The organism is Collinsella sp. AF02-46-1, from assembly GCF_003465825.1.
Lineage (GTDB): Bacteria > Actinomycetota > Coriobacteriia > Coriobacteriales > Coriobacteriaceae > Collinsella.
In genome coordinates, this window is sequence record NZ_QSBV01000012.1 from 23,762 (window position 1) to 46,904 (window position 23,143).

Sequence of the window (23,143 nt, forward strand, 5' to 3'; positions counted from 1 at the left end):
TTCGCAGGCCGAGCCAGCGCGTTTGCCGTCCAGGCGGGTTTACGAACGATGCGGTGGGTACGTACCCTTCATGGACGACATGCTGTGCGACATATCTGCCTTTCGGTATCACCGGATACCTCCACAGGTCTTGGCAATAATGCCGGACCTGCCCGATTCTGCGGACGATCCGCGCAGGGAGCACCTATGTGAGCATCCGCTCGTCACGCATTTCCTGGGCACCCCGTTACACGTGTTGGCGCAGGGCAGCTGCGGACGTAAGGGCGATCGCATTGTCAGGCATGTTTGGAACGGGGAGAGGCCGTTTGATTCCGTGCGGCAGACGGAGTTTGGCTTCGATGTTGCGTCCCCACTCTTTACCCTGCTGACCCTGGCTTCCTCGGTCTCAAACGAGCGTCTAATCATGTGCATGTATGAGATGTGCGGCACCTTTGCCGTGTGCAAGATTGCGCCTCAGGTAAAGTCGGCACTTGAGCAGGCATATGGGAGCCGATGGAGTGACGCACGGTCGGGCTGGGAAAACGTAAAGGATGTCTCGGGGAATCCAACGGACTTGTGGAAACGACCTCCCTTGATCGAGCTCTCTGAGCTTACAGAGTTCGTCGATAAGGTCCGGGGGCTCCGCGGCGCTAAATCGTTCATACGAGCCGCGAAATGCATTACGGGGGTGGCAGCATCGCCGCTCGAGGTCCAGGCTTCGATGCTGTTTGGCCTTACGAGGTTGCGCGGCGGCGAAGGGCTGCGCCTTACCAATAACGTTGAGATTCGTATGACGCGCAGCGCCCGCCTGATTTCGGGGCTTGATAGGCGCTATGCCGATATCCTGCTGGCAAATAAGGACGGCAGCCGAGAGTGTCTGGTTGAATGCCAGGGTAAAGCCATTCACGGATCCATTGAATCCAAGATTTCGGACTCCGATCGAACGACGGCCTTGCAAGCCATGGGATATCCCGTCGTTCTGATGACCTATGGTCAGCTGGCCGACTTCGATGCCTTCCGCGTGGTGATGGAGCTCATCATGTCCTATCTCGATGTGCCGCTGAAAGACAAGACGCCGCGACAGCAGGAGCTCGAACGGCGGCTTCGTGAGGAGATTTTTATCGATTGGGCGGGAATGTAGTCGCGCGGTGGGTAAACGGTAGCGCGAGCTAGAGTTCTGGTCGCAAAAAGGCTTCAATTTTGCCTTGGAGGGACCCTAAAAATGCTATCTAGAATAAGTTGTTTCGGAAAATAGACAGTCAACTTACATTCGGCACATAGAGACCGATTTTTACCTACTAAAGTCCCTGATAAAGCTGTTTATCAAAGCGGGTGTGCTTAGCGACTGGAGCCTCACTATCGATTATCTGAAAAAACTTGTTCTGGGTATCATTTTAAAGTCGTCCGGAGCAACAAAATCGCCCCCCCCGTTTCGTGAATACGGGGGGGGCGAATGGGCTTCGTGGTCTGTCTGGCAGGCTTGGCACCGGCGCTATTTAATCACGCGCACGCGATACATCGACGGAATCTGCTTGAGCGCCTCGATCGTGCTGCCGTCCAGGTGCTCATCGGTGTCGAACATGGTGTAGGCGTTCTCGCCAGCGGACTCGTTGGTCATGCGCTGCACATTGGCGTTGTCCTTGGCGAGAATGGCCGTGATCTGGCCGATCATGTTGGGCACGTTGGCATGCAGGCAGGCAATACGGCTTGCGGCGCGCGCCTTGCCCATGCTGCAGGCGGGGTAGTTGACGCTGTGCGCGATGTTGCCGTTTTCCAGGTAATCCTTGAGCTCGCTGATGGCCATGTCGGCGCAGTTGGCCTCGGCCTCGCCGGTGCCGGCGCCCGAATGCGTGGTGATAAACGTATTGGGCATCTTGACGGTCTTGGGCGTGGCAAAGTCGCAGCTAAACCAGCTGAGCTTGCCCTCGCGCAGGGCGGCGTCGACGGCGTCTTCGTCAATGATGGTCTCGCGCGCGTAGTTGATGAGCACGGCGTCGGGCGCTAGCAGGTTAATCTGCTCGGTGCTGATCATACCGATGGTGTCGGCCTTGCTGGGCACGTGCACGGTGAGGTAGTCGCAGCCGCGGCACAGATCCTCGAGCGTGCCCACGCGCTGCACCTCGCGGCTCAGCACCCACGCGTGCTCGACGGAAATGAACGGGTCGTAGCCGTAGACGTCCATGCCCAGATCGACACAGGCGTTGGCGACCTTGGAGCCCACGTTGCCCAGGCCGATGACGCCAATGCGCTTGCCCTTGAGCTCGCGACCCACAAAGGCCTTCTTGGCCTTCTCGGCGTCGACTTGGATATCGGGGTCGTCGGCGTTGTCGCGCACCCAGTTCATCGACTGCACCACGCCGCGGCTCGAAAGCACCAGCATGCCCAGGACGAGCTCCTTGACGGCGTTGCTGTTGGCGCCGGGGGAGTTAAAGACAACGACGCCCTTCTTGGCGTACTCCTCGACGGGGATGTTGTTGACGCCGGCGCCACAGCGGGCGATGGCGCGGATGCCCTCGGGCAGCTCGTAGCCGTGCAGGTCGGTCGAGCGCATCAGGATGGCGTCGGCCTCCTCGGCGGTGCTCACAAATTCGTAGCCCTCGCCAAACTCGACTTCGCCGTCTTTGGTGATGTCGTCGATGGTCTTGATCTTGCGCATGGAAAGCTCCTTAGCAGGTTTGTTTAAAACAAGTGGTTTGAAGTGGCTGGTCGGCCCGCTCGTTGCGGGCTAGTTAGATCGCGGGCTCAAACTATGCTGCGCTTCGAAGTCCTTCATATACGTGGCCAGCGCCTGCACGTCCTCCATGGTGACGGCGTTGTACACGCTGGCGCGCATGCCGCCGACGAGGCGATGGCCCTTGACGTTTTGAATCTGGTGCTCGGCTGCGCCTGCGACAAAGGCGGCGTCGAGGCCGGCATCGTCGGTGCGGAAGGTGACGTTGGCGATGGAGCGGCTGCCGGTCTGCGCGGTGCCATGGAACAGCTCGCTGTGCTCGAGCAGATCGTAGAGCAGATTGGCCTTGGCCCAGTTGCGCTCGGTCATGGCGGCAAGTCCGCCGGTTTGCTCCACCCAACGGAACACCTTGCCGCATACGTAGATGCCAAAGGTGTTGGGCGTGTTGAGCATGGAGCCCTTGGCGGCCTGGGTCTTAAGGTCCATGTACTGCGGCGTCTGCGCAAAGGCTGGACCGTCGGCGATCAGGTCGTCGCGCACGATAACCACGGTGACGCCCGCGGCGCCGGCGTTTTTCTGAGCGCCGGCGTAGATGAGTCCGTAGCGCTCGACGTCGAGCGGCTGCGACAAAAAGCAGCTCGAGACATCGGCGACCAGCGGTACGTCGCCGAAGTTAGGCAGCTCGTGGTACATGGTGCCAAAGATGGTGTTGTTCTGGCAGATGTAGACGTAGTCGAGCCCGCCGCCCGCGGCCTCGGCGGCAATGCGCGCGTTGATGTCGGCCATGGCGGGAATGCGGTCGAAATTGGCGTCCTCGGAGCTCGCGAGCAGCACGGCCTCGCCGTACTTGGCGGCTTCCTTGTACGCCTTGTTGGCGAAGTTGCCGGTCACGACGTAGCCGGCGCGGCCGCGGCGCATGAGGTTCATCGGGATGCCCGCAAACTGCAGCGTGGCGCCGCCCTGCAAAAACAGAACACGGTAGTTATCGGGGATGCTCAGCAGGCGGCGCAGGGTTGCCTCGGCGTCGTCGATGATCTGCTGGTACATGCTAGATCGATGGCTCATCTCGAGCACGGACATGCCGCAACTGCGGTAGTCCATCATCTCGTCGGCGATCTCGGCGAGCACGCTTGTAGGCAGTGCGGCCGGGCCAGCTGAGAAGTTGTGCACACGTGCCATCTTCTAGTTCCCCTCGTAGTCGTTTGAACGTTCGGGATACTTTAGCACAGTGGAGCGTCAGGCGCGACCGCATCACGGTAAAACTCGAGTGCGCCGCTATGATTTACAGGATGGTTACATGGGGGAGGGGTGCTTTACTCCTCGGGCAAATCCAAATCTGCGAGCGAAGGCATGAGGTTCTCTAGGCGCTTGATTTCTTCGTCGCAAATTAGCTAACCCCTGGTCACTACGACGCCAGCGTGGCGATGACGGCTTCGTCGCCGGCGTATATGAGGGTGTTGCCGTCGGGGATGATCGTTTGGCCGTCGCGCTTGAGCATCACGACGATAAACGGGTGCTTGCCTTGCGGCACATCGCGCAGGCGCTGGCCGGCCAGGCGACCGTGGGGGGTCACGGTGACCTCGCGCAGCGTAACCTCGGCACGCTCTTCAAACGTCGGGGCGGCCATAACCAGAAGGTCGCCTTCCTCGATCACGGTATCGCCGTTGGGCAGCACGGGGTGCGCGCCGTCGCGCAGCACCAGAACCACAAGCATGTCCGTCGCACTGCCAATGTCGGCGAGCGAACGTCCGGCAAACGGATGTCCAGCTCCCATCTTGAGCTTGACGAACGACATGCCGTCCTCGTCGCGGTAATCGTTAAAGGTGCGGCGCACGTCGCCTTCCGCATCGATCATATCGAGCTTCTTCGCCACCGCCGGCAGCAGCGAGCCCTGCACCACAATGCTAGACACGGCAATCACAAACACCAGGTCAAATAGGTCGTGTCCGCCGGGAACACCTGCCACCACGGCAAAGAGACTAAAGACGACCGAAGCTGCTCCGCGCAGACCCGCCCAGCTTACGAGCGCGACCTGGCGGGGGTTCGTCTTAAAGGGCGCCAGGAGCATGCCGACGGCGATGGGACGGCTCGCAAAGAGCATAAACGCCATGAGCGCCAGGCCCGGCAGCAGCATTTGCGGCAGGCGGGCGGGCGTCACGAGCAGGCCGAGCAAGAAGAAGATCGTCATCTCGGCCATCTCGGTGAGGGTGTCAAAGAAGTGCGCCAGCTCGACCTTGCCGGTGATGTCGCTCGCGCCCAGCACAATGCCGGCCAGGTACACGGCCAAAAAGCCGTTGCCGCCCAGGTAGCTCGGCAGCGCGTAGGCGACGATTGCCACGGCGAACAAAAAGATGGTCTGCGCGCCCTCGGCTGTTGCGCGTGCGCGTTCAATCAGGTGGCCCGCCGCCCAGCCGATGGCAAGGCCCAGGCCCACGCCCAGGATAATCTGCTTGGCCAGCAGTGTGGGAATGTTGATGTCGCCGCCGGCTGCGAGTGTGGCGAGCACGGCGGTGAGCATGTAGGCGACGGGGTCGTTGGAGCCCGATTCGACCTCGAGCAGCGAGTCGGTGCCGCCCCTCAGCGAAAGGCTGTGCTCGCGCAGAACGCTAAAGACGCTGGCCGCGTCGGTGGACGCCACAACCGATCCCAGCAGCAGGCCGCCGATCCAGTCGAAGCCCAGTACAAAGTGCGCGAACACGCCGGTAATGCCGGCAGTGATGACGACGCCGAGCGTGCTCAGCAGCACCGCAGGCGCGGCGACGGGCTTGGCACGGTCGATGTTGGTGTTAAAACCGCCGTAGAACATGATGAACAGCAGCGCCGTGCTGCAGACGGTTTCGGTGAGCGCGTAGTCGCTAAAGTCGATGTGAGCCGGGCCGTTGACGCCCAACAGCATGCCGAGCGCGATAAAGATGAGCAGGGTGGGGAAGGGGAGTTTTTTGCCGACGGGCTTGATGGTCAGGCACAGAATAATAACGAGGCCGATAAAGAGAAGGATCTGGTTCATGGATGGTGTCCGCTCCTGGGTGGTTGGCGTGGCACGGTCAGTTGTCTGCGGTTATTTGTACCCAAAGATGGTGGGTTTATGGGGTTGGATTGCGGGCGTGCGCGATATCGTCATAGACGGCTGCCGTCTTTGCCTCTGCTTGGAAACCCTTTCCAGCTTTATTGCAACGGAGTACAATGGGTAACGTTTAAGTTCAACTTGAAGTTTTAGTTGCGGCGCCGGGCTTCGGCCGCAATGCAAGGAGAGGCGTACCATGGCGATCTATGTGACATCTGATGCTCACGGGCACGTGCGTGCGCTTGACGAGGCCCTGTCTAAGATCTCGTTGACGTCCGACGACACGCTGTACGTGCTGGGCGACATGATCGATCGCGGGCCCGATCCGGTCGGCGTTATTAAGCTCGTGCGCTCGCTGCCCAACGCCCACGTGCTCAAGGGCAATCACGAGCAGATCATGCTCGATGCCATCATTGGCCAGGATCCGCTCGATGCCGAGACCTGGGATATCAACGGTGGCTGGACGACGCGCGAGCAGCTCAACGACATGGAATTTGAGGCATACGAGGAGCTCGTGCGATGGATGGCCGCGCTGCCGCTCTACGCGGTGGCCGAGACCGAGGAGCGCCCGTACCTGCTGGTGCATGCCGGCATCCAGACCGAGGCGGCGCGCGCGTTTTTGCTTGAGCATGGTGTCGATTGCGGTGACGGCAGGGGAGCGGTCGATGCCGATAGCGAGCTGCTGCGGCAAATGCTCGCCGTGCAGTCGTTCGATGACCTGCTGTGGATTCGTCACGGCTATTGGGATGCGCCGACGGGACTGCTTTCTGCCGAGGGCGAGGGGCCGGTCGTGGTGAGCGGCCACACGCCAACGGTGTCGCTCGGGCGTTATTGCGAGGTAGGTGGCCTTGCGGGACTCGATGAGGAGTCGGGCCGCGGGCAGATTGTGCGTCTGGGTGGCGAGGATACCGCCGGCGTGCCCGATCGCATCGATATCGACTGCGCCGCCGCCACCGGCTCCGAGTTCGGTCGCGTGGGCATCCTGCGCCTTGATGACGGCGCCGAGTTCTATGCGAACATCAACCCAGGCGAATAATCGGTGCAAAGGGTAGCTAATTTGGGACGGAGCTTTTTTGACTACTTTCGGAGAATAGCGCCTTTTTGCTCGGTAAGCGCGAGAAATGAGGAGCGTCTGCGTCCTCGGCAGTGCGAAAATGCTCAAAAAACCGTCGCAACGGAGTCAAACGACGTTGCGACGGTTCTTTTTTGGCTGCCCGCTGGCTAAGTGAGTAGACTTTTTTGGAAATGCCGAGCAGCCGGCAAATTTGCCTCAACAAAACCGCAGGTCACTGACTTGTGTTTTGCCGGTGTGGTCAGGGATTCGGCAAAAGTCTACTCACTTAGTTTTGCGTGTCGCAAATCGTCCGCAACGAGACCCCCCATTGCGCCAATTAGGCGCCGTACGGGTTGCGGTCGCGTTCGATGCGTTGGCGGATGTGGGCGTATTCGATAATCAGCAGCACCAGGAGTAGGGCCATGATGGCTAGGTAGCTCACCACGGCGCCCATCAGACCCAGCAGCTTAATCAGGATCACCGGCACCACCACGCTTACGGCGAAGCAGATCAGGTAGATCTTGGTGACATCGCCGGCGTGGCGCAACACCGTGATAATGGCATAGATAAAGTCGATTGCCGCGGTGACGCCGCCGGCGACAACCATTAGCAGTGCAAGCGTGCGGTAGCGCTCAAAGTTGAGGCCGTACATAAAGCTCATGAGGGGAATGCCGGGGCCTGCCATAAATGCGGCGCACGCTCCAGTAATGACTACGATCAGTGCCATAACGGCAACAATAATCAGATCAAAGCGGCGACGCTTGCGCGGATTCGCCCAAATGCTCGACAGACGTAGGAGCTGCGGTTTATAGATAAATCCAATGCTCAACAAAATGGCCTGCGCCGGAAAAAACAGTGCATTAAAGTACAGCTGATATTTGTATGCCAGCGTGCCCTCCATCACAAACTTGGGCATGCTCTCGATAAGGTTGAACAGGAACAGCGCACCAAAGAGCGGGGCGCACTGGACAAACAGGTGGCCAGCCTCGCGCAGACTCATGCGGCGTGATTTTTCGGTTTCGAGCAGGGCGAGCGGGGCGGTGACCAGCACGAGCGAGGCAATCGCGGCGATGCCCATGGCCATGGCGGCGATGGGCATGCTGCGCGTGAGGAACAGTGCCACGCTAAAGACCGCGATGACGCCGACGGATCGTAGCGTTTGGCTCATGCCGGCCAGGTAGAGTTTGTCGGCCTGCTGCAGGCGGCCCTCGTACACGTCGGCAATGCCGTCGATCACCTTATACAGGTAGACGCCCAGGCCGATTGTGGCCATCTGCGCATCGTAGCCGCGGGCGCTGCTGTACACCAGGCCGCATGCCAGCGCGAGCGCTCCGCAGAGCCAGCGGTTGAGCTGGTAGGAGGCGAAGGAGGTCTTTTCGTCGATGTCCGAGACCTGAAAGTTGCGCACGCCGTAGTTGCACGCGATCATGATGAGCGTGCCGGTGACAAAGGCGATGGAGAATTTGCCAGCCTCCTCGGCGCCCACGAGCTGTGTGGACACGATGGTGAGCAACGGAAACACCATGCCCCACACGGCGGTGCCCAGGGTATTCCAAAGGTAGTCGCGACGGGTGGCGTGATCTTCGTACTCGGCTTCTTGCGTGGAGAAGCCGCCGCCGTAGACGGCTCCGAGCAGGCGGTTCCACCAGGCATTGACCATGCGGTGGATGGGGCCGGGTTGGCGATCGCGCTCGCGACGACGGCGTGTGGCCTGGCTGCTGTCGGGACCGCCGGCGTTACGTTGGCTTAGTTCTTGGATTCGCGCGAGCTCCTCGGCGGTGTGCGATGCGGGGAACAGGCCGTTCTCGATGCGTCCGCCCTGGGCCTTTGCGGTGCCGCTGCTCGCTATGGCGGGGTCGGCGACGCCATTGCGGCGGGCGATGGCGCGGCGGATGCTATCGAGGGGCGTGATGCTCAAAGCGGAGTCCTTTCTATTGCTACGCTCTAGTATAGACGCGACGGTGTTCGTTCGTGTTTTTGAACAGGTTGTTCGATAATTTCGGCGGCGCCATTCAGTAGACGGCATTTGGGGACGTTCCTTATGTGCCGGCACTTTGGGAACGTCCCTAAGTGCCGGCATCCGGGGTCGCTCCTTGGTTGTTGCCTGTTCAAGAGTGTCTCTAACGACTAGGCCGCTTGCCTGCGATTTTTGACCGTTGGGCGGGCGCTTCGCCGTTGCCGCAAAAACGTTTTTGCATATCGGGTACAACGGGCTTTACGTGAGTAAAGTGCGCGCCGCGTCCACGTGTCGCGCTTTTAAAGGAGGCCCCATGCCTGGTGTTACCCCTGCAGAAGTTCTGTCCAACTTTGGTATTGCGCTGGTCGAAGATCCCGCCGAGAATCAGCCCCGTCTGCTGGTCGATCTACCCGCCGCGGAGCTCGTCGAGCACGCTATCCGCCGCGAAGAAGGCCGCATGGCATCCAACGGCGCGCTGGTGATCGAGACGGGGGAGCGCACTGGTCGTTCCCCCAATGACCGCTTTATCGTCGACACCCCCGATGTCCACGACAAGATTGCCTGGGGCGCCGTCAACCGCCCGCTGTCCGTCGAGAGCTATGAGGCCATCAAGGCCGGCATCGTCGACTATCTCAACGAGCGCGACGTGTTCGTTACCCGTGGCATGGCAGGCGCCGACCGCAACCACACGCGTCGACTGCTCGTTGCCTGCGAGCGTGCCAGCCAGGCACTCTTTATCAAGCAGATGCTCGCCCGCCCGCTCGCCCGCGAAATCGCGCGCACCGGCGAGCCCGACTTCTGCGTGCTCGCGGCGCCCGGTTTCCAGTGCGATCCTGCCATCAAGGGCCTCAACTCCAGCGCCGCCGTGGTCATCAATTTCCAGGAACGCGTGATTCTGGTCGCCGGCACCGGCTACTCCGGCGAGATTAAAAAGTCGATCTTTAGCGTCATGAATTACCTGCTGCCCGTCGAGGACGACGTGCTACCCATGCACTGCTCGGCCAGCATGGATCCCGTCACGCACGAGACCGCCGTGTTCTTTGGCCTTTCGGGCACGGGCAAGACCACGCTTTCGGCCAACCCCACGCGGCTGCTGATCGGCGACGACGAGCACGGTTGGTCCGACATGGGCATCTTCAACATCGAAGGTGGCTGCTACGCCAAATGCGAGGGCCTGGACGCGTTCCACGAGCCCGAGATCTTCAACGCTGTCCGCTTTGGCGCGATCTGCGAAAACGTGGTGCTCGACGAGAACCGCAAGCCCAACTACGACGACATCTCGATCACGCACAACACGCGCGTGGCATACCCTGTGGAGCACATTCCCAACGCGTGGACCAAGGGCATGGGCACCACTCCAAGCGTCGTGCTCTTCCTGACCTGCGATGCCTTTGGCGTGCTGCCGCCCATCTCGCGCCTGACGGCCGACGCCGCCATGTATCACTTTGTGACGGGCTTTACGGCCAAGATCCCCGGCACCGAGGTCGGCGTCACCGAGCCCACGCCCACGTTCTCTTCGCTGTTTGGCGAGCCGTTTATGCCGCTCGACCCCATGGTCTATGCCAAGATGCTCGGTGAGCGCATCGCCGACGGCCGCACGCGTGTGTACCTGGTCAACACCGGCTGGATCGGCGGCGGCTACGGCGTGGGTCATCGCATCGAGCTTGCCTACACGCGCGCCCTGGTGGCCCGCGCCCTCGACGGTACCATCGAGGACAGCGAGTTCGTGCACGACGACATCTTTAACGTCGACATTCCCACCACGTGCCACGGCGTACCCGACGGCATCCTGGTGCCGCGCCAGTATTGGCAGAGCACCGCTCGCTACGACGAGGCCGCGCACAACTTGGCCGTGATGTTCGAGGAGAACTTCGAGAAGAAGTACTCGCACCTGCCCGAATCCGTCAAGGCCGCCGGTCCGCACGCTCAGGTGCACGCCGACGCCCGTCATCGCGGCCACGGCCTGCTGGGACTTCGCCACTAGCGTCGCCTCAGACCCAAAACCATCATAAAGGGGACAGGCACCTTTGTGGTGGTTTTACTCGCGCGGATGACTCGGGTTATAATACGCCTAACATATCGCTCCCTTCTCCGGATGGGGGCAGCGTAAGCGCTCTTGTGGCGGCACCGTAGGACTTTGAAGGTGGCCGTCGTAAGGGCGCTTTTTGTTTAGGCACCCGGGCTCGGGCGCATGCTATGAAGGGAGAGCACATGAAGAGTTTCGTTGCCGAGGATTCGTTTTGGGAGCTATTTCCGCAGGCGGCTGTCGGTGTTGTGGTCGTAAAGGGCATGAAGCCCGCGGCTCAGATTCCTCAAGAGGACGTGGACGCGATTGCGGCGTTGCTCGACCGCGCCAATATCGACGCGGAGCGTCATCTGACCAGCGATACTATCAGCGAGAATGCGCCGGTTAAGGCATGGCGCGAGGCATATCGCCTATTCAAGACCAAGAAGGGCGCGCGTTGCTCAATTGAGAACCTGCTCAAACGCGTGCTCAAAGGCAAGCCGGTGGGCCACATTACGCCCGCGGTGGACATTTACAACACGGTGTCGCTGACCTACGCGTTACCCGTAGGCGGCGAGGATTTGCATGCGATCGAGGGAGACCTTCGCTTGAAGGTGACCGACGGCGGCGACGCGTTCCTGCCGCTTGGCGAGGAAGCGGATGACCCGACGCTGTCCGGCGAGCTGGCCTACGTCGATGATGCGGGCGCCGTGTGCCGCTGCTGGAACTGGCGCGACGGCGTTCGAACGGCCCTGTCCGACGATTCGGCGGACGCGTTCCTGGCGATTGAGTGCGTAGAGCCCGAGCGAATGGGGGACTGCCAGGCCGCCATCGATCGTCTTGCCGATTTGCTCGAGCGCTATCTGGGAGCGACGGTTGTCGTTAAGACGCTTGTGACTCGCGACAATCCCTGCGTGGAGCTGTAGCGGCGCCTGCGGATCATGTTCGCCGGTCAAAACCGCCACAAAGGTGCCTATCCCCTTTGTGGTGGTTTTTATGTTGATGGGTTAACAAATGGGGTATTTGGGTACGGGTGTCGGCTTATGCGACTAAGATGTTTACCCGTAAGCATTATGCAAGCGAAAGGCGGTCGTCTCCCATGCAGCAGAACGACGAGACACGTTTCGAGGACTTTGTTGGACTGATCAGCGGGCTCTACAAGGAGATTCAGCGTATCAAGACGTCCGAAGGCGCAAGGCTGGGCCTCAAGGGCTCCGACGTTATGTGCCTGTACTATCTTGAGCGCAGCAAGGACGGCCTGACTGGCGCCGACCTCGCCCGCATGGCCGGCGTTACCCGTGCCGCCGTTTCGCGCACACTGGCACATCTGGAGGAGGGCGGCTACGTCGAGGTTGACGACTCGGGTGATGCGGCCGTCAAGTATCGTGCTCCGGTGCGCCTGACTGCCCTGGGCGGCGAGAGCATGAGCGAGGCCGATCGCATCATTCGCGAGGTGCTCGATACCACCGGCAAGGCCATGGGCGTGGAGCAGCGCGAGCAGATGTATGCATCGCTGCGCACGATCCTCAACACCCTGCGCGAGATCTAGAGCCGCGCTGGCGCTAGCTTTCAGCCAAGAACTGCATCGTCCCGTTTGAGCGCGTACGCCGTGCCGGGACATTGCTGTCAAAATTCCCTGCGCGGGACCTGCGCAAGAAAGGATTCGCTATGTCCGTCCGCATTATTACCGATTCCGCAAGCGATATGTCGCCGGCCGAGCACCCGGCACTGGACGTTTTGCCGCTGTCCGTCACCTTTGGCACCGATGTGTATATGGATGGCGTCGACATCGATCACCAGCGCTTTTACGAGATGCTTGTGGAGCGCGACGAGCTGCCCAAGACCGGCCAGGTCAACCCGTACGCGTTTTCGCAGGCGATTGCCGAAGCACGTGAGGCCGGCGACGAGGCTGTGATTATTACCGTGGGCGCTAAGCTATCAGGCACCAATCAGAGTGCCCGTACCGCACTTGCCGAGGCGCCAGGTGGCGACGTGTTCGTGGTAGACAGCAACAACGTCACCCTGGGCGAGCGCGTCCTGGTCGAGTATGCGCTGCGCTTGGTGGACGAGGGCCGCAGTGCATCTCAGATCGCGGCGGCTGTCGAGGCCGTGCGCGACCGTGTGGTGGTTATCGGCCTGCTCGAGACGCTGGAGTACCTGGTGCGCGGCGGTCGTCTGTCTGCTGCGGCCGGCGCCGTGGGCACGCTGCTCAACGTGAAGCCCGTGGTGGCTGTCGAGGACGGTCTGATCGTGCAGCTGGGCAAGGCGCGCGGTTCCAAGAACGGCCGCAACCTGCTGAACCAAAAGGTCGAAAAGGCGGGCGGCATCGACTTTTCCATGCCGCTGGCGCTCGGCTATACGGGTCTTTCGGATGCGGTGCTCAAGAAGTATATCGAGGACAGCGCGGCACTGTGGGCTGGTCACACCGAGGGCGAACTGCCCGTTCACACCATCGGCGCCACCATCGGAACCCACGTTGGCCCCGGCGCCGTGGCAGTAGCCTTCTTCCAGCCCGCCAACTAACCGACCTGCCATAAACCATCACAAAGGTGCCTGTCCCCTTTGTGATGGTTTATGCTTTTCCGGGTGGAAGGGAGCGAGCAATGGCGTCTGAGGGCTTTTTTGATCGGGTGTACGGGGTGGTCGAGCAGATCCCCGAGGGGATGGTCGCCACGTATGGTCAGGTGGCACTGCTTGCCGGTCGTCCACGAAGTGCGCGGTACGTGGGGTATGCCCTTCATAGTAATCCGCGCCCTGGCCAAATTCCCTGTCATCGCGTGGTGTTTGCCGACGGCCGTATCTGTGAGGGCTTTGCCTTTGGCGGCCCCGATGCTCAGCGCGAGCTCTTAATGGGGGAGGGCGTGACGTTTGCCGATCCCATGCATGTTGATCTGGCCGCCTGTCGTTGGCCTGCTGGACTCTAACAGCTCTGCCGTGGTCAAAGCCACCACAAAGGTGCCTGTCCCCTTTGTGGTGGCTTTCCGTTGCAGGTTTACCTGGGCTAACTTATGGAGAAGGTGTGTTGGGGTAGTTTGACGCTAGAAAGTAAGCCACGGTGAACTATATTGGTTTCAGCAACGGAGCAGGCAATAGGCGATGAAAAAGCCTGCCCTGTTGAGTTTGATTCGCATCCCTCCCCTCTGTGCGATTCAACGGTGTACTTCGGGAACAGGCCCGCTGGCAGCTAACTGCCGGCGGGCCTGTTCCTGTTTGTCGGGAGAGTGTGATGGATGGAGCTGAAGCGGTCCGGCTCCAAAAAAGGCGGACGCCGTAGCGCCCGCCCTAAAGCAATCGAAAGCTCAAGCCAGCAAATCGGTCTAGTACACCATGCCCATGGCGTCCTGAACCTCGGCCAGGGTCTGCTCGGCGATCTCATTGGCGCGACGGTTGCCCTCATGCAGGACGTCCTTCACATAGTCCAGATCGTTCTCGTAGCGCTGGCGACGCTCGCGGATAGGTGCGAAGTACTTGTTGACGGCCTCGGTCACGTACTTCTTGAGCTGGCCGGAGCCGCCCATGCCAATCTCCTCGGCAATCTCGACTTCGGAACGGCCGGTGCAGATGGCGGCTGTTGAAAGCAGGCCAGACACGCCGGGGCGGTTCTCGGGATCGAACGTGATCATGCGCTCGGAGTCGGTCTGGCTCTTCTTGATGCGTTTGGCCGTTTCCTCGGCGGTCATCGAGATGTTGATGGCGTTGCCGTAGCTCTTGCTCATCTTGCGACCGTCCAGGCCCGGCAGCAGCGGGGTCTCGGACAGCAGCGCGTCGACCTCGGGGAACACCTTGCCGTAGCGGTTGTTAAAGCGGCGGGCGATGGTGCGGGTGAGCTCGATGTGCGGCAGCTGGTCGCGGCCGACGGGCACGACGTTGCCCTTGCAGAACAGGATGTCGCAGGCCTGATGCACCGGGTAGGTGAGCAGAAGGCCGGTGAGCTCGTGGCCCGAGGCCTCCATCTCGGCCTTGACGGTGGGGTTGCGCGCCAGCTCGGCCTCGGAGACCAGCGACAGGAACGGCAGCATGAGCTGGTTGGCGGCGGGCACGGCGGAGTGCGCGTAGATCATGGTCTTGTCGGGATCGATGCCGCAGGCAAGGTAGTCCATGACCATGTTGTACACGTTGTCCTGGATGTGCTCGGTCGTGTCGCGGTCAGTGATGACCTGGTAGTCGGCGATGAGCACGTTGGTCTTGGCGCCCATGTTCTGCAGCTCAACACGGCCCTTGAGGGTACCGAAGTAGTGGCCCAGGTGCAGACGGCCGGTGGGGCGGTCGCCGGTGAGCATGGTGAACTTCTCGGGCGTTTTGGTCAGGCCCTCGCGAATGGCGTTGCTCTTTTGCAGCGCGACTTCGTAGCTGTTCTCGTTTGGCATGATTGCTCCTAACGTATGTTCATGGGTCAAGATGATAACGCGTTTATTGGAGGGGCGGTGCGTAAGTAGGCGAGGGCGGGAGAGGGACGCGCGTGGTGCGGCTTGTGCGATGGGCGCGGCGCGGCCGCGCTTGGCCAACGGTGCCTTGGCACATCCTCGGCAGCTTGCCCTAGAGCTTGTGGTGGCGCTCTTCTTTGCGCTCCTCGGCTGCCTGCTCCTCCTGCTTAAAGGCGGGGTCGTCGGGGGTGACGAGCTCGTCCTCGTGCGTGCGCTTGTTGTAATGGTGGCGTAGCACGGGTTCAAACAGGTGCAGGTGCTTGGCGAAGGCCGCCGAGCCAATGGCGAGCACGGTAAAGATGAGCACACGCATGGGCACTTCGACCTGGTTAATCGCGGCGGCGCCGGCCGAAAGCATGATGCACCAGGCATAGATGAGCAGCACGGCCTGTTTTTGGTTGTAGCCTTCTTGGATTAGGCGGTGGTGGATGTGGCCCTTGTCGGCCTGCCCAATGCTAATGTGGGCGCGCCTGCGGCGCACGATGGCGCTAAACGTGTCGATGATGGGCACGCCGGCAACGATGAGCGGGATGATAAGCGAGGTGAGCGCGGCGGTGCGGCTCACGTTGAGCAGCGAGATGGAGCCCAGTGCAAAGCCCAGAAGCAGCGACCCCGAGTCGCCCAAGAAGATGCTTGCGGGGTTGAAGTTGTAGCGCAAAAAGGCCAGGCAGGCGCCAAAGAGCGCAATGGAGAGCGCGGCGGCGTCGATGCGGCCCGAGAGAACGGCCATCGAAAACATGGTGAACGAGGCGATGCCGCAGATGCCCGTGGCCAAGCCGTCGAGGCCGTCGATGAGGTTAATGATGTTGGTGAATGCCACCAGATAGATTACGGTGATGGGGTAGGCGAGCCACCCGAGCATGATTTCGCCGGGGGCAAACGGGTTGACGATGACGCCGATCCGCAGGCCGCCGATACAGGCGATGAGCGCGGCGAGGACCTGCCCGGCCAGCTTTTGCTTGGGCTTGAGTTGGAAGACGTCATCGATAGCGCCGGTCGCAAAGATGACGGTAAAGGAGAGCGCCAGCATGGGATAGCTAATGTGAAGGCGCGGGTGCGGCACCAGGACGGGTGGCCAGCCTAGGTGCCAGGTGCCTAGGATTTGCACAATGCAGGCAACGACCAGGCCCAAAAACACCGCCGTTCCGCCCAAACGCGGGATGGGCTTTGTGTTGATGCGGCGCTTAGAAGGATAGTCGACGGCATCGAGCTTAATTGCCAAGCGCTTGACCAGGGGCACCGCGAGGAAGGTCGTGATAAAGGCCGCCGCTGCCACGCATAGGTACGGTATGTAGCTCGGGGATGAAGCCATGAATCTAAAAACCGCCAAGCGTCGAAGGAAAAGGTCAGAAGAACGCCATGCGCAAAGGGCATAGCCGAACCATAATACTCGACCAAGGGGGGTGCATGTAATTGCACGCAGCGATAATCACGCGCTTACCAGATATTGGGATGTTGTCGATGGCTTGTCGGGATGCCGACGGGGATCCATATGGACCGTGATGGTGATTTTCGGCAAAAGAAAACCACCCCCCACGTTACGAAAATGAACCCACCTAAAACAGGTGGGTGCCCTCATCGACTGTTCCAGCGTCCTTAACAACGAAGGATACCTGTACTAGGTACGACTGTGTGGGCTCCCTAAATAAACGCGACGGTTCACCCAGTTGCTCCGCGGGGGGCGGAATACCTACATCATAAAGCGGCACTTTATCGATTCCAGTCTTGACATTACAAAAATCGTGTCGGACGATTACGGCGCCTTGGGGCTCGAGCCGTCTACGCGGCCTGGCCCTTTACGTTTGAGCTGCTGAATCGTTGTTTTGGAGCATGTTTTTATGCCGACGTCGTTGACCGAACTTTTTTCGCCCGCCTGCCATTTGTGTCCCCGCCGTTGCGGTGCGGCGCGCGATGAGGGCGTGCGCGGCGTATGCGGTGCTAACGACACGCTCAGGGTGGCCCGCGCGGCGCTTCATATGTGGGAGGAGCCGCCTATCTCGGGCGAGGCCGGTTCGGGCACGATCTTCTTTAGCGGCTGCTCGCTTAAATGTATCTACTGCCAGAACCACGAGATCTCGACCGGCAATTTTGGCCTTGAGATTTCGCCTGAGCGTCTGGTCGAGATTATGCTGGAACTGCAGGACCAGGGAGCCAACAACATCAACCTGGTGACTGCGACGCATTATGCTCACCTGCTGCCGGCCGCGATTGCCGCAGCGAGGGAGCGCGGGCTGGACATCCCGATCGTTTACAACACGAGCGGCTATGAGCGGGCGAGTGCCGTAGCTGCCCTGGGTGACCTGGTCGATGTGTGGCTCACCGACTTTAAATATGCCGATGCCGGGCTTGCGCAGTCGCTTTCTCATATTAAGGATTACCCGCGCGTGGCCGTGTCGGGCCTGGCACAGATGGCGTGCGAGATCGAGCGCCGCGGGGGAGAGCTGGTGGACGAGGACGGGCTCATGAAGCGCGGTATCATCGTGCGCCACCTGGTGCTGCCGGGGCATGCGGACGATTCGTGCCGCGTGCTGGACCTGGTGTGGCAGACGGTGGGCGACGTGCCGATTTCGGTTATGAACCAGTACACGCCCAATGCACTCATGCGCGAGCAGGGCGGCGAGTTGGCCCGTGCCGTAACGCGCGAGGAGTACGAGCAGGTGCTCGACCATGCCGACGACCTGGGCTTTACGACGATGTTTTGGCAAGAGGGCGGCGCGGTAGACGAGAGCTTTACCCCGGCGTTTGACACCACCGGTGTTCTTACCAGCGCAAAGTAGCTCTGCTGAGTAGTCTTTTTGGGACGGGGCTTTTTTAGCCCCAGCAGAGAGCGCACACGTTTTGGCCGATTAACGGCAGGGGCAGCTAAAAAGCCCCGTCCCAAAAAGACTACTCTCGGCAGGGGTCGAGCCGGCATCTGAAAGTAGCTAAAATAGCCCCGCCCCAAAAAGACTGGTTATTGGGCGTTGACAGTTGGCGAGCCGTAGGTAAAATATCGACTTGTCCTGGGGACGTAGCTCAGTTGGGAGAGCGCTGCCGTCGCATGGCAGAGGCCGAGGGTTCGACTCCCTTCGTCTCCACCCTTGGATTTGATAAGCCGCTGACATTGTGTCGGCGGCTTTTTTTAAAAGAAAGGGCTGTACCATGGCCGAGCTTGAGTCCCAACCATTGTCCGACGAGGAGCGCGCTGAGTTGGAAGAGCTCCGCGCTGAGAAGGCACGCCGCGAGGCTCGGGAAGAGGCCCGTCGCGAGCGTGAGGAGCTGGCTGCCCTGCGTGCCGAGCGTGCGAAGGCCGAGGAGGTCGCCGCGAACGCCGCACCCGCACCGGCGCCCGCGCCCAAGCCCGCTGCCGCGAAGCCTGCACCTGCCGCGCCCAAACCTCAGCCTAAAAAGGCCGCTCGTTCCAAGTCCGTCGAGCCCAAGCCGAGCCGTGACGAGATGACCTTTGCCCAGCGCATGGTTACCTCCAAGGAGCCTACGGGCGAGAACGAGATCCCTGGCATGGCGCCGGCTCAAAAAATCATCATTGTCCTTGCCCTCATCGCGTTTGTCATCTTTATGGGCTACACGATCCTGACCAGCATGGGCCTGCTCTAACCGATTTACATCGGGCGTCATGTCCGAACACTCTGCCCTTGTCCAACCCTCAACCTCTGCACAACGCATCCGAAAGGTCGCCCCATGGCTTTGACCGATATCTCTCATCCCACCGACATCGCAATGCTTACCGATCTGTACGAGCTCACTATGGCCCAGGGCCTGTGGGAGAGCGGCAAGGCCAATGAGCAGGGTTGTTTTACCGCGTTTTACCGCGACCATCCCTTTGGTAGCGCCTATGCCGTCATGTGCGGTACCGCCGAGCTGCCCGAGCTGGTCGAGAACCTGCGCTTTACGCCCGAGGACATCGACTACCTCGCCTCGCTCCAGGCCCCGGCCGGCGGCGCGATGTTCAAGCCTGAATTCCTCGACTACCTGCGCGATTTTCGTGCGCATGTAAACATCGACGCCGTCCCCGAGGGCGAGCTCGTCTTTCCGCGTGAGCCCATGGTGCGCGTTACCGGCCCCGCGCTGGAGTGCCAGCTGCTCGAGACGGCGCTGCTCAACATCGTCGGCTTCCAGACGCTTGTCGCCACCAAGACGGCGCGCGTGGTGCTGGCGGCGGACGGCCGTCCCGTGGCCGAGTTTGGCCTGCGCCGCGCCCAGGGTCCCGATGGCGGCCTGGCCGTCGCGCGCGCGAGCTACGTTGCCGGCTGTTCCTCTACGTCCAATGTGCTCGCCGGCCGCCGCTACGGTATTCCCGTCTTTGGCACGCATGCGCACAGCTGGGTGATGAGCTTCGATTCCGAGCTCGAGGCCTTCCGTGCCTTTGCCAAGTCGAGCCCCAAGAACTGTACGCTGCTCATCGACACCTACGATGTGCGCGAGGGCTGCGAGCATGCCATTACGGTTGCCAAGGAGATGGAGGCGGTGGGCGAGCGCCTGTCGGCTATTCGCATCGACTCGGGCGACCTCGCCAAGCTCTCCAAATATGTGCGTGGCCGTTTTGATGCCGAGGGCCTGCCCTATGTAGGGATCTCGGTTTCCAACGATCTGGACGAGTACACGATTCAGTCGCTGCTCGATCAGGGTGCGCCCATCGATAGCTTTGGTGTGGGTACCAAGCTCGCGACCTGCTACGACCAGCCGGCGCTTGGCGGTGTGTATAAGCTTTCCGCCCGCCGTGCGAGCGAGACGGATCCGTGGACGCCGGTGGTTAAGCTCTCCGAGCAGCCCTACAAGCGCACGATCCCGGGTGTGCAGCGCGTGCGCCGTTATTACGACGGCTTTGGCGGCCCGATCTGCGACATGATCTATGACGAGGATCATCTGTCTGGGGAGGGCGCCGCGCGCGGTAATACCCTCGTGGCCGTGAACGATGCTGCGCTGGTGACCGATGTGTCCGAGCTCGAGTATCGCGAGCTGCTGGCGCCGATCGTGCGCGATGGCAGCGCCGTTGCCCCGCGCGAGAGCATTGAGGACGCACGCGAGCGTTGCACCTGGGCACTGGACCATCTGGATCCGGTCTACAAGCGCTTCCTGTACCCGCAGACTTATGTGGTGGGCATGGAGCAGGGCTTGGCACAGGTGCGCGACGAGCTTGTGCGCAAGAACATGGCCGCGGCTTCTGCCTTTCCCTGGGCTCACTAATTCCTTGGGCGGTAGGGGCGAGTCACGCTTCCTTGGCCGCCAGCTCGGCCGTTCGCTGAACAGTTGATTGGTTTGACGTATGACGACTTCTTATAAAACGATGGTGGTAAAGATCGGTTCGTCCACGGTGGTGGGCGCCGACGGCAAGGTCAACCGCGCCTTTATCGGCGGGCTTGCCGACCAGGCCGCAGCGCTGCGCGAGCTTGGCTGGCGCCTGATCGTGGTGAGCTCGGGCGCCATTGCCTGCGGCTATCCCGTGCTGGGCTTCGACCGTAAGCCGGTCGGCGACCTGCCGAGCCTGCAGGCCTGCGCCTCGGCCGGTCAGTGCATCATCTCGTCGGCCTACGACGAGGAGTTCCATGCGCGCGACCTGCTCACCTCGCTCGTGTTGCTCACGCGTCACGACACGGCGCGCCGCACGTCCTACCTGCACGCGCGCGACGCCCTGCTTCGCCTGGTGGAGCTCGGCGTGGTGCCGGTCGTCAACGAGAACGATACCGTCACCGTCGATGAGATCAAGTTTGGCGACAACGACACGCTGGCGGCGCTTGTGAGCTGCCTGGTTTCTGCCGATCTGTGCGTGACGCTCTCGGACATCGATGGCCTCTACACCGCCAATCCGCATGAGGATCCGACGGCCGAGTTTATCCCGGTCGTGCATAAGATCGATGCCAAGATTATCGCCTCGGCGGGCGATTCTTCCACATCGGTGGGTACGGGCGGCATGATCACCAAGATTCGCGCGAGCCGCATTCTCATGACGGCGGGCATTCAAAGCGTGATTTGCTCGGGCGAGGAGCCCGATGCGCTCGTGCGTCTGGCCCGCGGCGAGAGCGTGGGTACGCTGTTCGATCCGCCGGCGGAGCGCCTGGACATTGCGCCGCGCAAGTTGTGGATTGCACTGGGCGACAAGGCGCACGGCTCGGTGACGGTCGATGACGGCGCCGCGAAGGCGCTGGTCAGCCGCGGATCGTCGCTGCTCGCGGTGGGTATTCGCGAGGTCGATGGCCAGTTTGCCGAGGGCGATGTGCTCGACGTGTGCGACCCGAGCGGCATGGTTGTCGCCCGTGGTATCGCCGAGGCCGATTCGGACGTGCTGGAGCTTGCCGCCGGCCGCCGCCAGGACCAGATTGCCAGCAACCGCCTGCTCGCAGACCTGGCCGAGAAGCCCGCGATCCATAGGGACAACTTGATAGTGTTTGCATAAAGAGAGGCAGCGCTGCGGCTCGTTTTGCCAGCAGTGCTGCCTCTCCTTTTCCGGCACTTGGGGACGTTCCTTATGTGCCGGCACTTTGGGACACTCCTTTGCTAGAAGATCTGGCGCAGGTCTCCGCGGTTGAGGGCTTCGTCGAAGAGGTGCTTGAACACCACGCTGCCGTGCAAGCCGTCGTGCTCGAACTCGTTGGTCACCCAGGCATGCGAGTTGCCCACGCGGCTGAGCGTATCGAGCTGCATGCCCGAGTCCACGTACATGTCATCGAAGTACACCGCGGCCTGCAGGGGCACCTCGTTGCACGCCAGGCGCTGCGGGTCATAGATCTTGTCCCAGCTGGTGTCTTCCATAAGCAGATCCATCGCCGGCTTGAAGGGCTTAAGTTCGGGCATCTGCTCAAACATCCACGGGAACATGGCCTCGCCGGTAAACATGAGCGGTCGCGTGAGCGTGTCGAACTCGGCACGATGGGCCTTCTCTTCTGCCGCGGCCCAGCGAATGGGCATGGTGTCGCCGTCGGCGTAGATGAACTCCTGAAGCGTCCAGTACAGCGGATTCGTGCGCGTGTTGGTGCGCTCGAAGGCGCGCATCAAAAAGCTGTCAGATACCGAGGCGCCGCAGGCCAGCGTGCCGTCGCCGTCAACAAAAGCATGATCGATAATCCAATGCATGCGCTCAAAGCTCGGCTTCATGCCAAAGTCGCTGCCCATGAGCTGCAGGCGTTCGACCGTCATCGGCGAGCCGTCGGGTAGCACGGGCTTTTGCTCCTCGAGGGCATCTGCCAGGGCCGCCACGCGCTCGACGTCGGCGGGGTAGCGGTTGTAATACTGCTGCGTCTTGGCAGCCATGCGCGGGAAGGTGTGCGCGTAGACCTCGCTTGCGCTCGCCGGTACGTGGGGGATGCCGCCGCAGGTAAAGCTTGCCGCCACGCCCTCGGGGAAGAGCGACAGGTAGCTCAGCGTCAAAAAGCCGCCGTAGCTCTGCCCGAGCGTGACCCAGGGCCTGCCGCCAAAGCCCACCAGGCGCAGGTACTCAAAATCGCGCACGATGGAGCTGGCGAGGTGGCGCTTGAGGAAGTCCGCCTGCGAGCGGGCAGCATCGGAGCCGGCCGCCTCGGCGCGCTCGCCCAGTGCGGCAATCGTGCGCCCGTCTACACAGCTGCTGCGCCCGGTACCGCGCTGGTCGGGCAGCACGACGCGGAAATGCTTGACGGCCTCTTCGATCCAGCCATCGCTTGTGGGCGACAGCGGACGCGGGCTCTCGCCACCGGGGCCACCCTGCAAAAAGAGAAGGAGCGGCAGGTCGTCGTTGATGCGGTCGGGTGCGCAAACCACGCGGTAGAAGAGCTTGATGCTCTCGGGCGCACCGGCGATGGGTGTCGGTATAGCGCCGCGGCGCATGGTGCTGCCGACGGCCAGGAGCATCGGCTCCAGGCCGCGCCAGTCGAGGGGGACGTCGATGCTGTGGTCCTCGACATACAGGCCGGGGACGTGGTACGAAGTGATGAGGGCCATGTGAGTCTTCCGTTCGTTGCGGTGTTTCGGGTTGACCAATTCTACCGCCGCGGGCGAGGCCATGCGCAAATCGGCTAC

At 61.4% G+C, this 23,143-nt stretch carries 18 protein-coding genes and 1 tRNA gene; 12 read left to right on the top strand and 7 right to left on the bottom strand.

Translation table 11 applies throughout. The features are described 5' to 3' along the window. The first annotated feature begins 70 nt into the window (after positions 1–70). Positions 71–1,120 carry a hypothetical protein gene (locus DWV20_RS06180; RefSeq protein ID WP_117758347.1) on the top strand — a complete coding sequence of 350 codons (1,050 nt, stop codon included), beginning with the start codon at positions 71–73 and terminating at the stop codon, positions 1,118–1,120. A gap of 351 nt (positions 1,121–1,471) precedes the next feature. On the opposite strand, the gene DWV20_RS06185 is transcribed toward DWV20_RS06180, so the two are convergent. From DWV20_RS06185 to DWV20_RS06195, 3 genes are all read right to left on the bottom strand, one after another. Then, positions 1,472–2,635, bottom strand: a complete 1,164-nt coding sequence (locus tag DWV20_RS06185; RefSeq protein WP_118237783.1) for a phosphoglycerate dehydrogenase — start codon at positions 2,633–2,635, stop codon at positions 1,472–1,474. A 69-nt stretch (positions 2,636–2,704) separates the two neighbouring features. Further along, positions 2,705–3,829 (bottom strand): 3-phosphoserine/phosphohydroxythreonine transaminase, encoded by a 1,125-nt coding sequence (gene serC / locus DWV20_RS06190; RefSeq protein WP_117833492.1) that lies wholly within the window; start codon positions 3,827–3,829, stop codon positions 2,705–2,707. Between the two features lie 226 nt (positions 3,830–4,055). After that, on the bottom strand, positions 4,056–5,657 hold the full coding sequence (locus DWV20_RS06195) for a potassium/proton antiporter (protein WP_117758344.1): 1,602 nt from the start codon (positions 5,655–5,657) through the stop codon (positions 4,056–4,058). Between the two features lie 253 nt (positions 5,658–5,910). Between DWV20_RS06195 and DWV20_RS06205 the strand changes: the two genes are divergently transcribed. Beyond that, on the top strand, positions 5,911–6,750 hold the full coding sequence (locus tag DWV20_RS06205; RefSeq protein ID WP_117655697.1) for a metallophosphoesterase family protein: 840 nt from the start codon (positions 5,911–5,913) through the stop codon (positions 6,748–6,750). 355 nt (positions 6,751–7,105) lie between these two features. Here the strand turns inward: DWV20_RS06205 and DWV20_RS06210 are convergent, their stop codons facing one another. Then, on the bottom strand, positions 7,106–8,686 hold the full coding sequence (locus DWV20_RS06210) for a lipopolysaccharide biosynthesis protein (protein WP_233539789.1): 1,581 nt from the start codon (positions 8,684–8,686) through the stop codon (positions 7,106–7,108). Between the two features lie 352 nt (positions 8,687–9,038). On the opposite strand from DWV20_RS06210, the gene pckA reads away from it, so the two are divergent. The 5 genes from pckA to DWV20_RS06235 all read left to right on the top strand — a co-directional run bounded on the left by pckA (position 9,039) and on the right by DWV20_RS06235 (position 13,654). Further along, positions 9,039–10,709 (top strand): phosphoenolpyruvate carboxykinase (ATP), encoded by a 1,671-nt coding sequence (gene pckA / locus DWV20_RS06215; RefSeq protein ID WP_199411431.1) that lies wholly within the window; start codon positions 9,039–9,041, stop codon positions 10,707–10,709. A gap of 227 nt (positions 10,710–10,936) precedes the next feature. Next, on the top strand, positions 10,937–11,656 hold the full coding sequence (locus DWV20_RS06220) for a B3/4 domain-containing protein (RefSeq protein WP_117758343.1): 720 nt from the start codon (positions 10,937–10,939) through the stop codon (positions 11,654–11,656). Positions 11,657–11,829: 173 nt separating this feature from the next. Continuing rightward, positions 11,830–12,279, top strand: coding sequence for a MarR family winged helix-turn-helix transcriptional regulator (locus tag DWV20_RS06225; protein WP_022093866.1), 450 nt, complete (start codon positions 11,830–11,832; stop codon positions 12,277–12,279). Positions 12,280–12,398: 119 nt separating this feature from the next. After that, positions 12,399–13,253, top strand: coding sequence for a DegV family protein (locus tag DWV20_RS06230; protein ID WP_117758342.1), 855 nt, complete (start codon positions 12,399–12,401; stop codon positions 13,251–13,253). A gap of 80 nt (positions 13,254–13,333) precedes the next feature. Next, on the top strand, positions 13,334–13,654 hold the full coding sequence (locus DWV20_RS06235) for an MGMT family protein (protein ID WP_117716818.1): 321 nt from the start codon (positions 13,334–13,336) through the stop codon (positions 13,652–13,654). 393 nt (positions 13,655–14,047) lie between these two features. Here DWV20_RS06235 and trpS read toward each other — a convergent pair whose 3' ends face one another. Then, positions 14,048–15,097, bottom strand: coding sequence for a tryptophan--tRNA ligase (gene trpS, locus DWV20_RS06240; RefSeq protein WP_117758341.1), 1,050 nt, complete (start codon positions 15,095–15,097; stop codon positions 14,048–14,050). A 169-nt stretch (positions 15,098–15,266) separates the two neighbouring features. Then, positions 15,267–16,466, bottom strand: coding sequence for an MraY family glycosyltransferase (locus DWV20_RS06245; RefSeq protein WP_117716820.1), 1,200 nt, complete (start codon positions 16,464–16,466; stop codon positions 15,267–15,269). 526 nt (positions 16,467–16,992) lie between these two features. On the opposite strand from DWV20_RS06245, the gene DWV20_RS06250 reads away from it, so the two are divergent. From DWV20_RS06250 to proB, 5 genes are all read left to right on the top strand, one after another. Next, entirely contained in the window at positions 16,993–17,931 is a 939-nt protein-coding gene (locus DWV20_RS06250; RefSeq protein WP_117716821.1) for a radical SAM protein, read from the top strand. 227 nt (positions 17,932–18,158) lie between these two features. After that, positions 18,159–18,231, top strand: a tRNA-Ala gene (locus DWV20_RS06255). 64 nt (positions 18,232–18,295) lie between these two features. Continuing rightward, positions 18,296–18,748, top strand: a complete 453-nt coding sequence (locus DWV20_RS06260; RefSeq protein ID WP_117716822.1) for a hypothetical protein — start codon at positions 18,296–18,298, stop codon at positions 18,746–18,748. 84 nt (positions 18,749–18,832) lie between these two features. Next, positions 18,833–20,338, top strand: a complete 1,506-nt coding sequence (locus tag DWV20_RS06265; protein ID WP_117655692.1) for a nicotinate phosphoribosyltransferase — start codon at positions 18,833–18,835, stop codon at positions 20,336–20,338. Between the two features lie 79 nt (positions 20,339–20,417). Continuing rightward, positions 20,418–21,545, top strand: coding sequence for a glutamate 5-kinase (proB, locus tag DWV20_RS06270; RefSeq protein ID WP_089572036.1), 1,128 nt, complete (start codon positions 20,418–20,420; stop codon positions 21,543–21,545). A gap of 101 nt (positions 21,546–21,646) precedes the next feature. Here the strand turns inward: proB and DWV20_RS06275 are convergent, their stop codons facing one another. Further along, entirely contained in the window at positions 21,647–23,065 is a 1,419-nt protein-coding gene (locus DWV20_RS06275) for an alpha/beta fold hydrolase (RefSeq protein WP_117758340.1), read from the bottom strand. Positions 23,066–23,143 lie beyond the last annotated feature (78 nt).

Excerpts from the sequence above, each read along its gene's own strand:
- DWV20_RS06180 (WP_117758347.1), top strand. The coding sequence starts at position 71 with ATGGACGACATGCTGTGCGACATATCTGCCTTTCGGTATCACCGGATA.
- DWV20_RS06185 (WP_118237783.1), bottom strand. The coding sequence starts at position 2,635 with ATGCGCAAGATCAAGACCATCGACGACATCACCAAAGACGGCGAAGTC.
- serC (WP_117833492.1), bottom strand. The coding sequence starts at position 3,829 with ATGGCACGTGTGCACAACTTCTCAGCTGGCCCGGCCGCACTGCCTACA.
- DWV20_RS06195 (WP_117758344.1), bottom strand. The coding sequence starts at position 5,657 with ATGAACCAGATCCTTCTCTTTATCGGCCTCGTTATTATTCTGTGCCTG.
- DWV20_RS06205 (WP_117655697.1), top strand. The coding sequence starts at position 5,911 with ATGGCGATCTATGTGACATCTGATGCTCACGGGCACGTGCGTGCGCTT.
- pckA (WP_199411431.1), top strand. The coding sequence starts at position 9,039 with ATGCCTGGTGTTACCCCTGCAGAAGTTCTGTCCAACTTTGGTATTGCG.
- DWV20_RS06220 (WP_117758343.1), top strand. The coding sequence starts at position 10,937 with ATGAAGAGTTTCGTTGCCGAGGATTCGTTTTGGGAGCTATTTCCGCAG.
- DWV20_RS06225 (WP_022093866.1), top strand. The coding sequence starts at position 11,830 with ATGCAGCAGAACGACGAGACACGTTTCGAGGACTTTGTTGGACTGATC.
- DWV20_RS06230 (WP_117758342.1), top strand. The coding sequence starts at position 12,399 with ATGTCCGTCCGCATTATTACCGATTCCGCAAGCGATATGTCGCCGGCC.
- DWV20_RS06235 (WP_117716818.1), top strand. The coding sequence starts at position 13,334 with ATGGCGTCTGAGGGCTTTTTTGATCGGGTGTACGGGGTGGTCGAGCAG.
- trpS (WP_117758341.1), bottom strand. The coding sequence starts at position 15,097 with ATGCCAAACGAGAACAGCTACGAAGTCGCGCTGCAAAAGAGCAACGCC.
- DWV20_RS06245 (WP_117716820.1), bottom strand. The coding sequence starts at position 16,466 with ATGGCTTCATCCCCGAGCTACATACCGTACCTATGCGTGGCAGCGGCG.
- DWV20_RS06250 (WP_117716821.1), top strand. The coding sequence starts at position 16,993 with ATGCCGACGTCGTTGACCGAACTTTTTTCGCCCGCCTGCCATTTGTGT.
- DWV20_RS06260 (WP_117716822.1), top strand. The coding sequence starts at position 18,296 with ATGGCCGAGCTTGAGTCCCAACCATTGTCCGACGAGGAGCGCGCTGAG.
- DWV20_RS06265 (WP_117655692.1), top strand. The coding sequence starts at position 18,833 with ATGGCTTTGACCGATATCTCTCATCCCACCGACATCGCAATGCTTACC.
- proB (WP_089572036.1), top strand. The coding sequence starts at position 20,418 with ATGACGACTTCTTATAAAACGATGGTGGTAAAGATCGGTTCGTCCACG.
- DWV20_RS06275 (WP_117758340.1), bottom strand. The coding sequence starts at position 23,065 with ATGGCCCTCATCACTTCGTACCACGTCCCCGGCCTGTATGTCGAGGAC.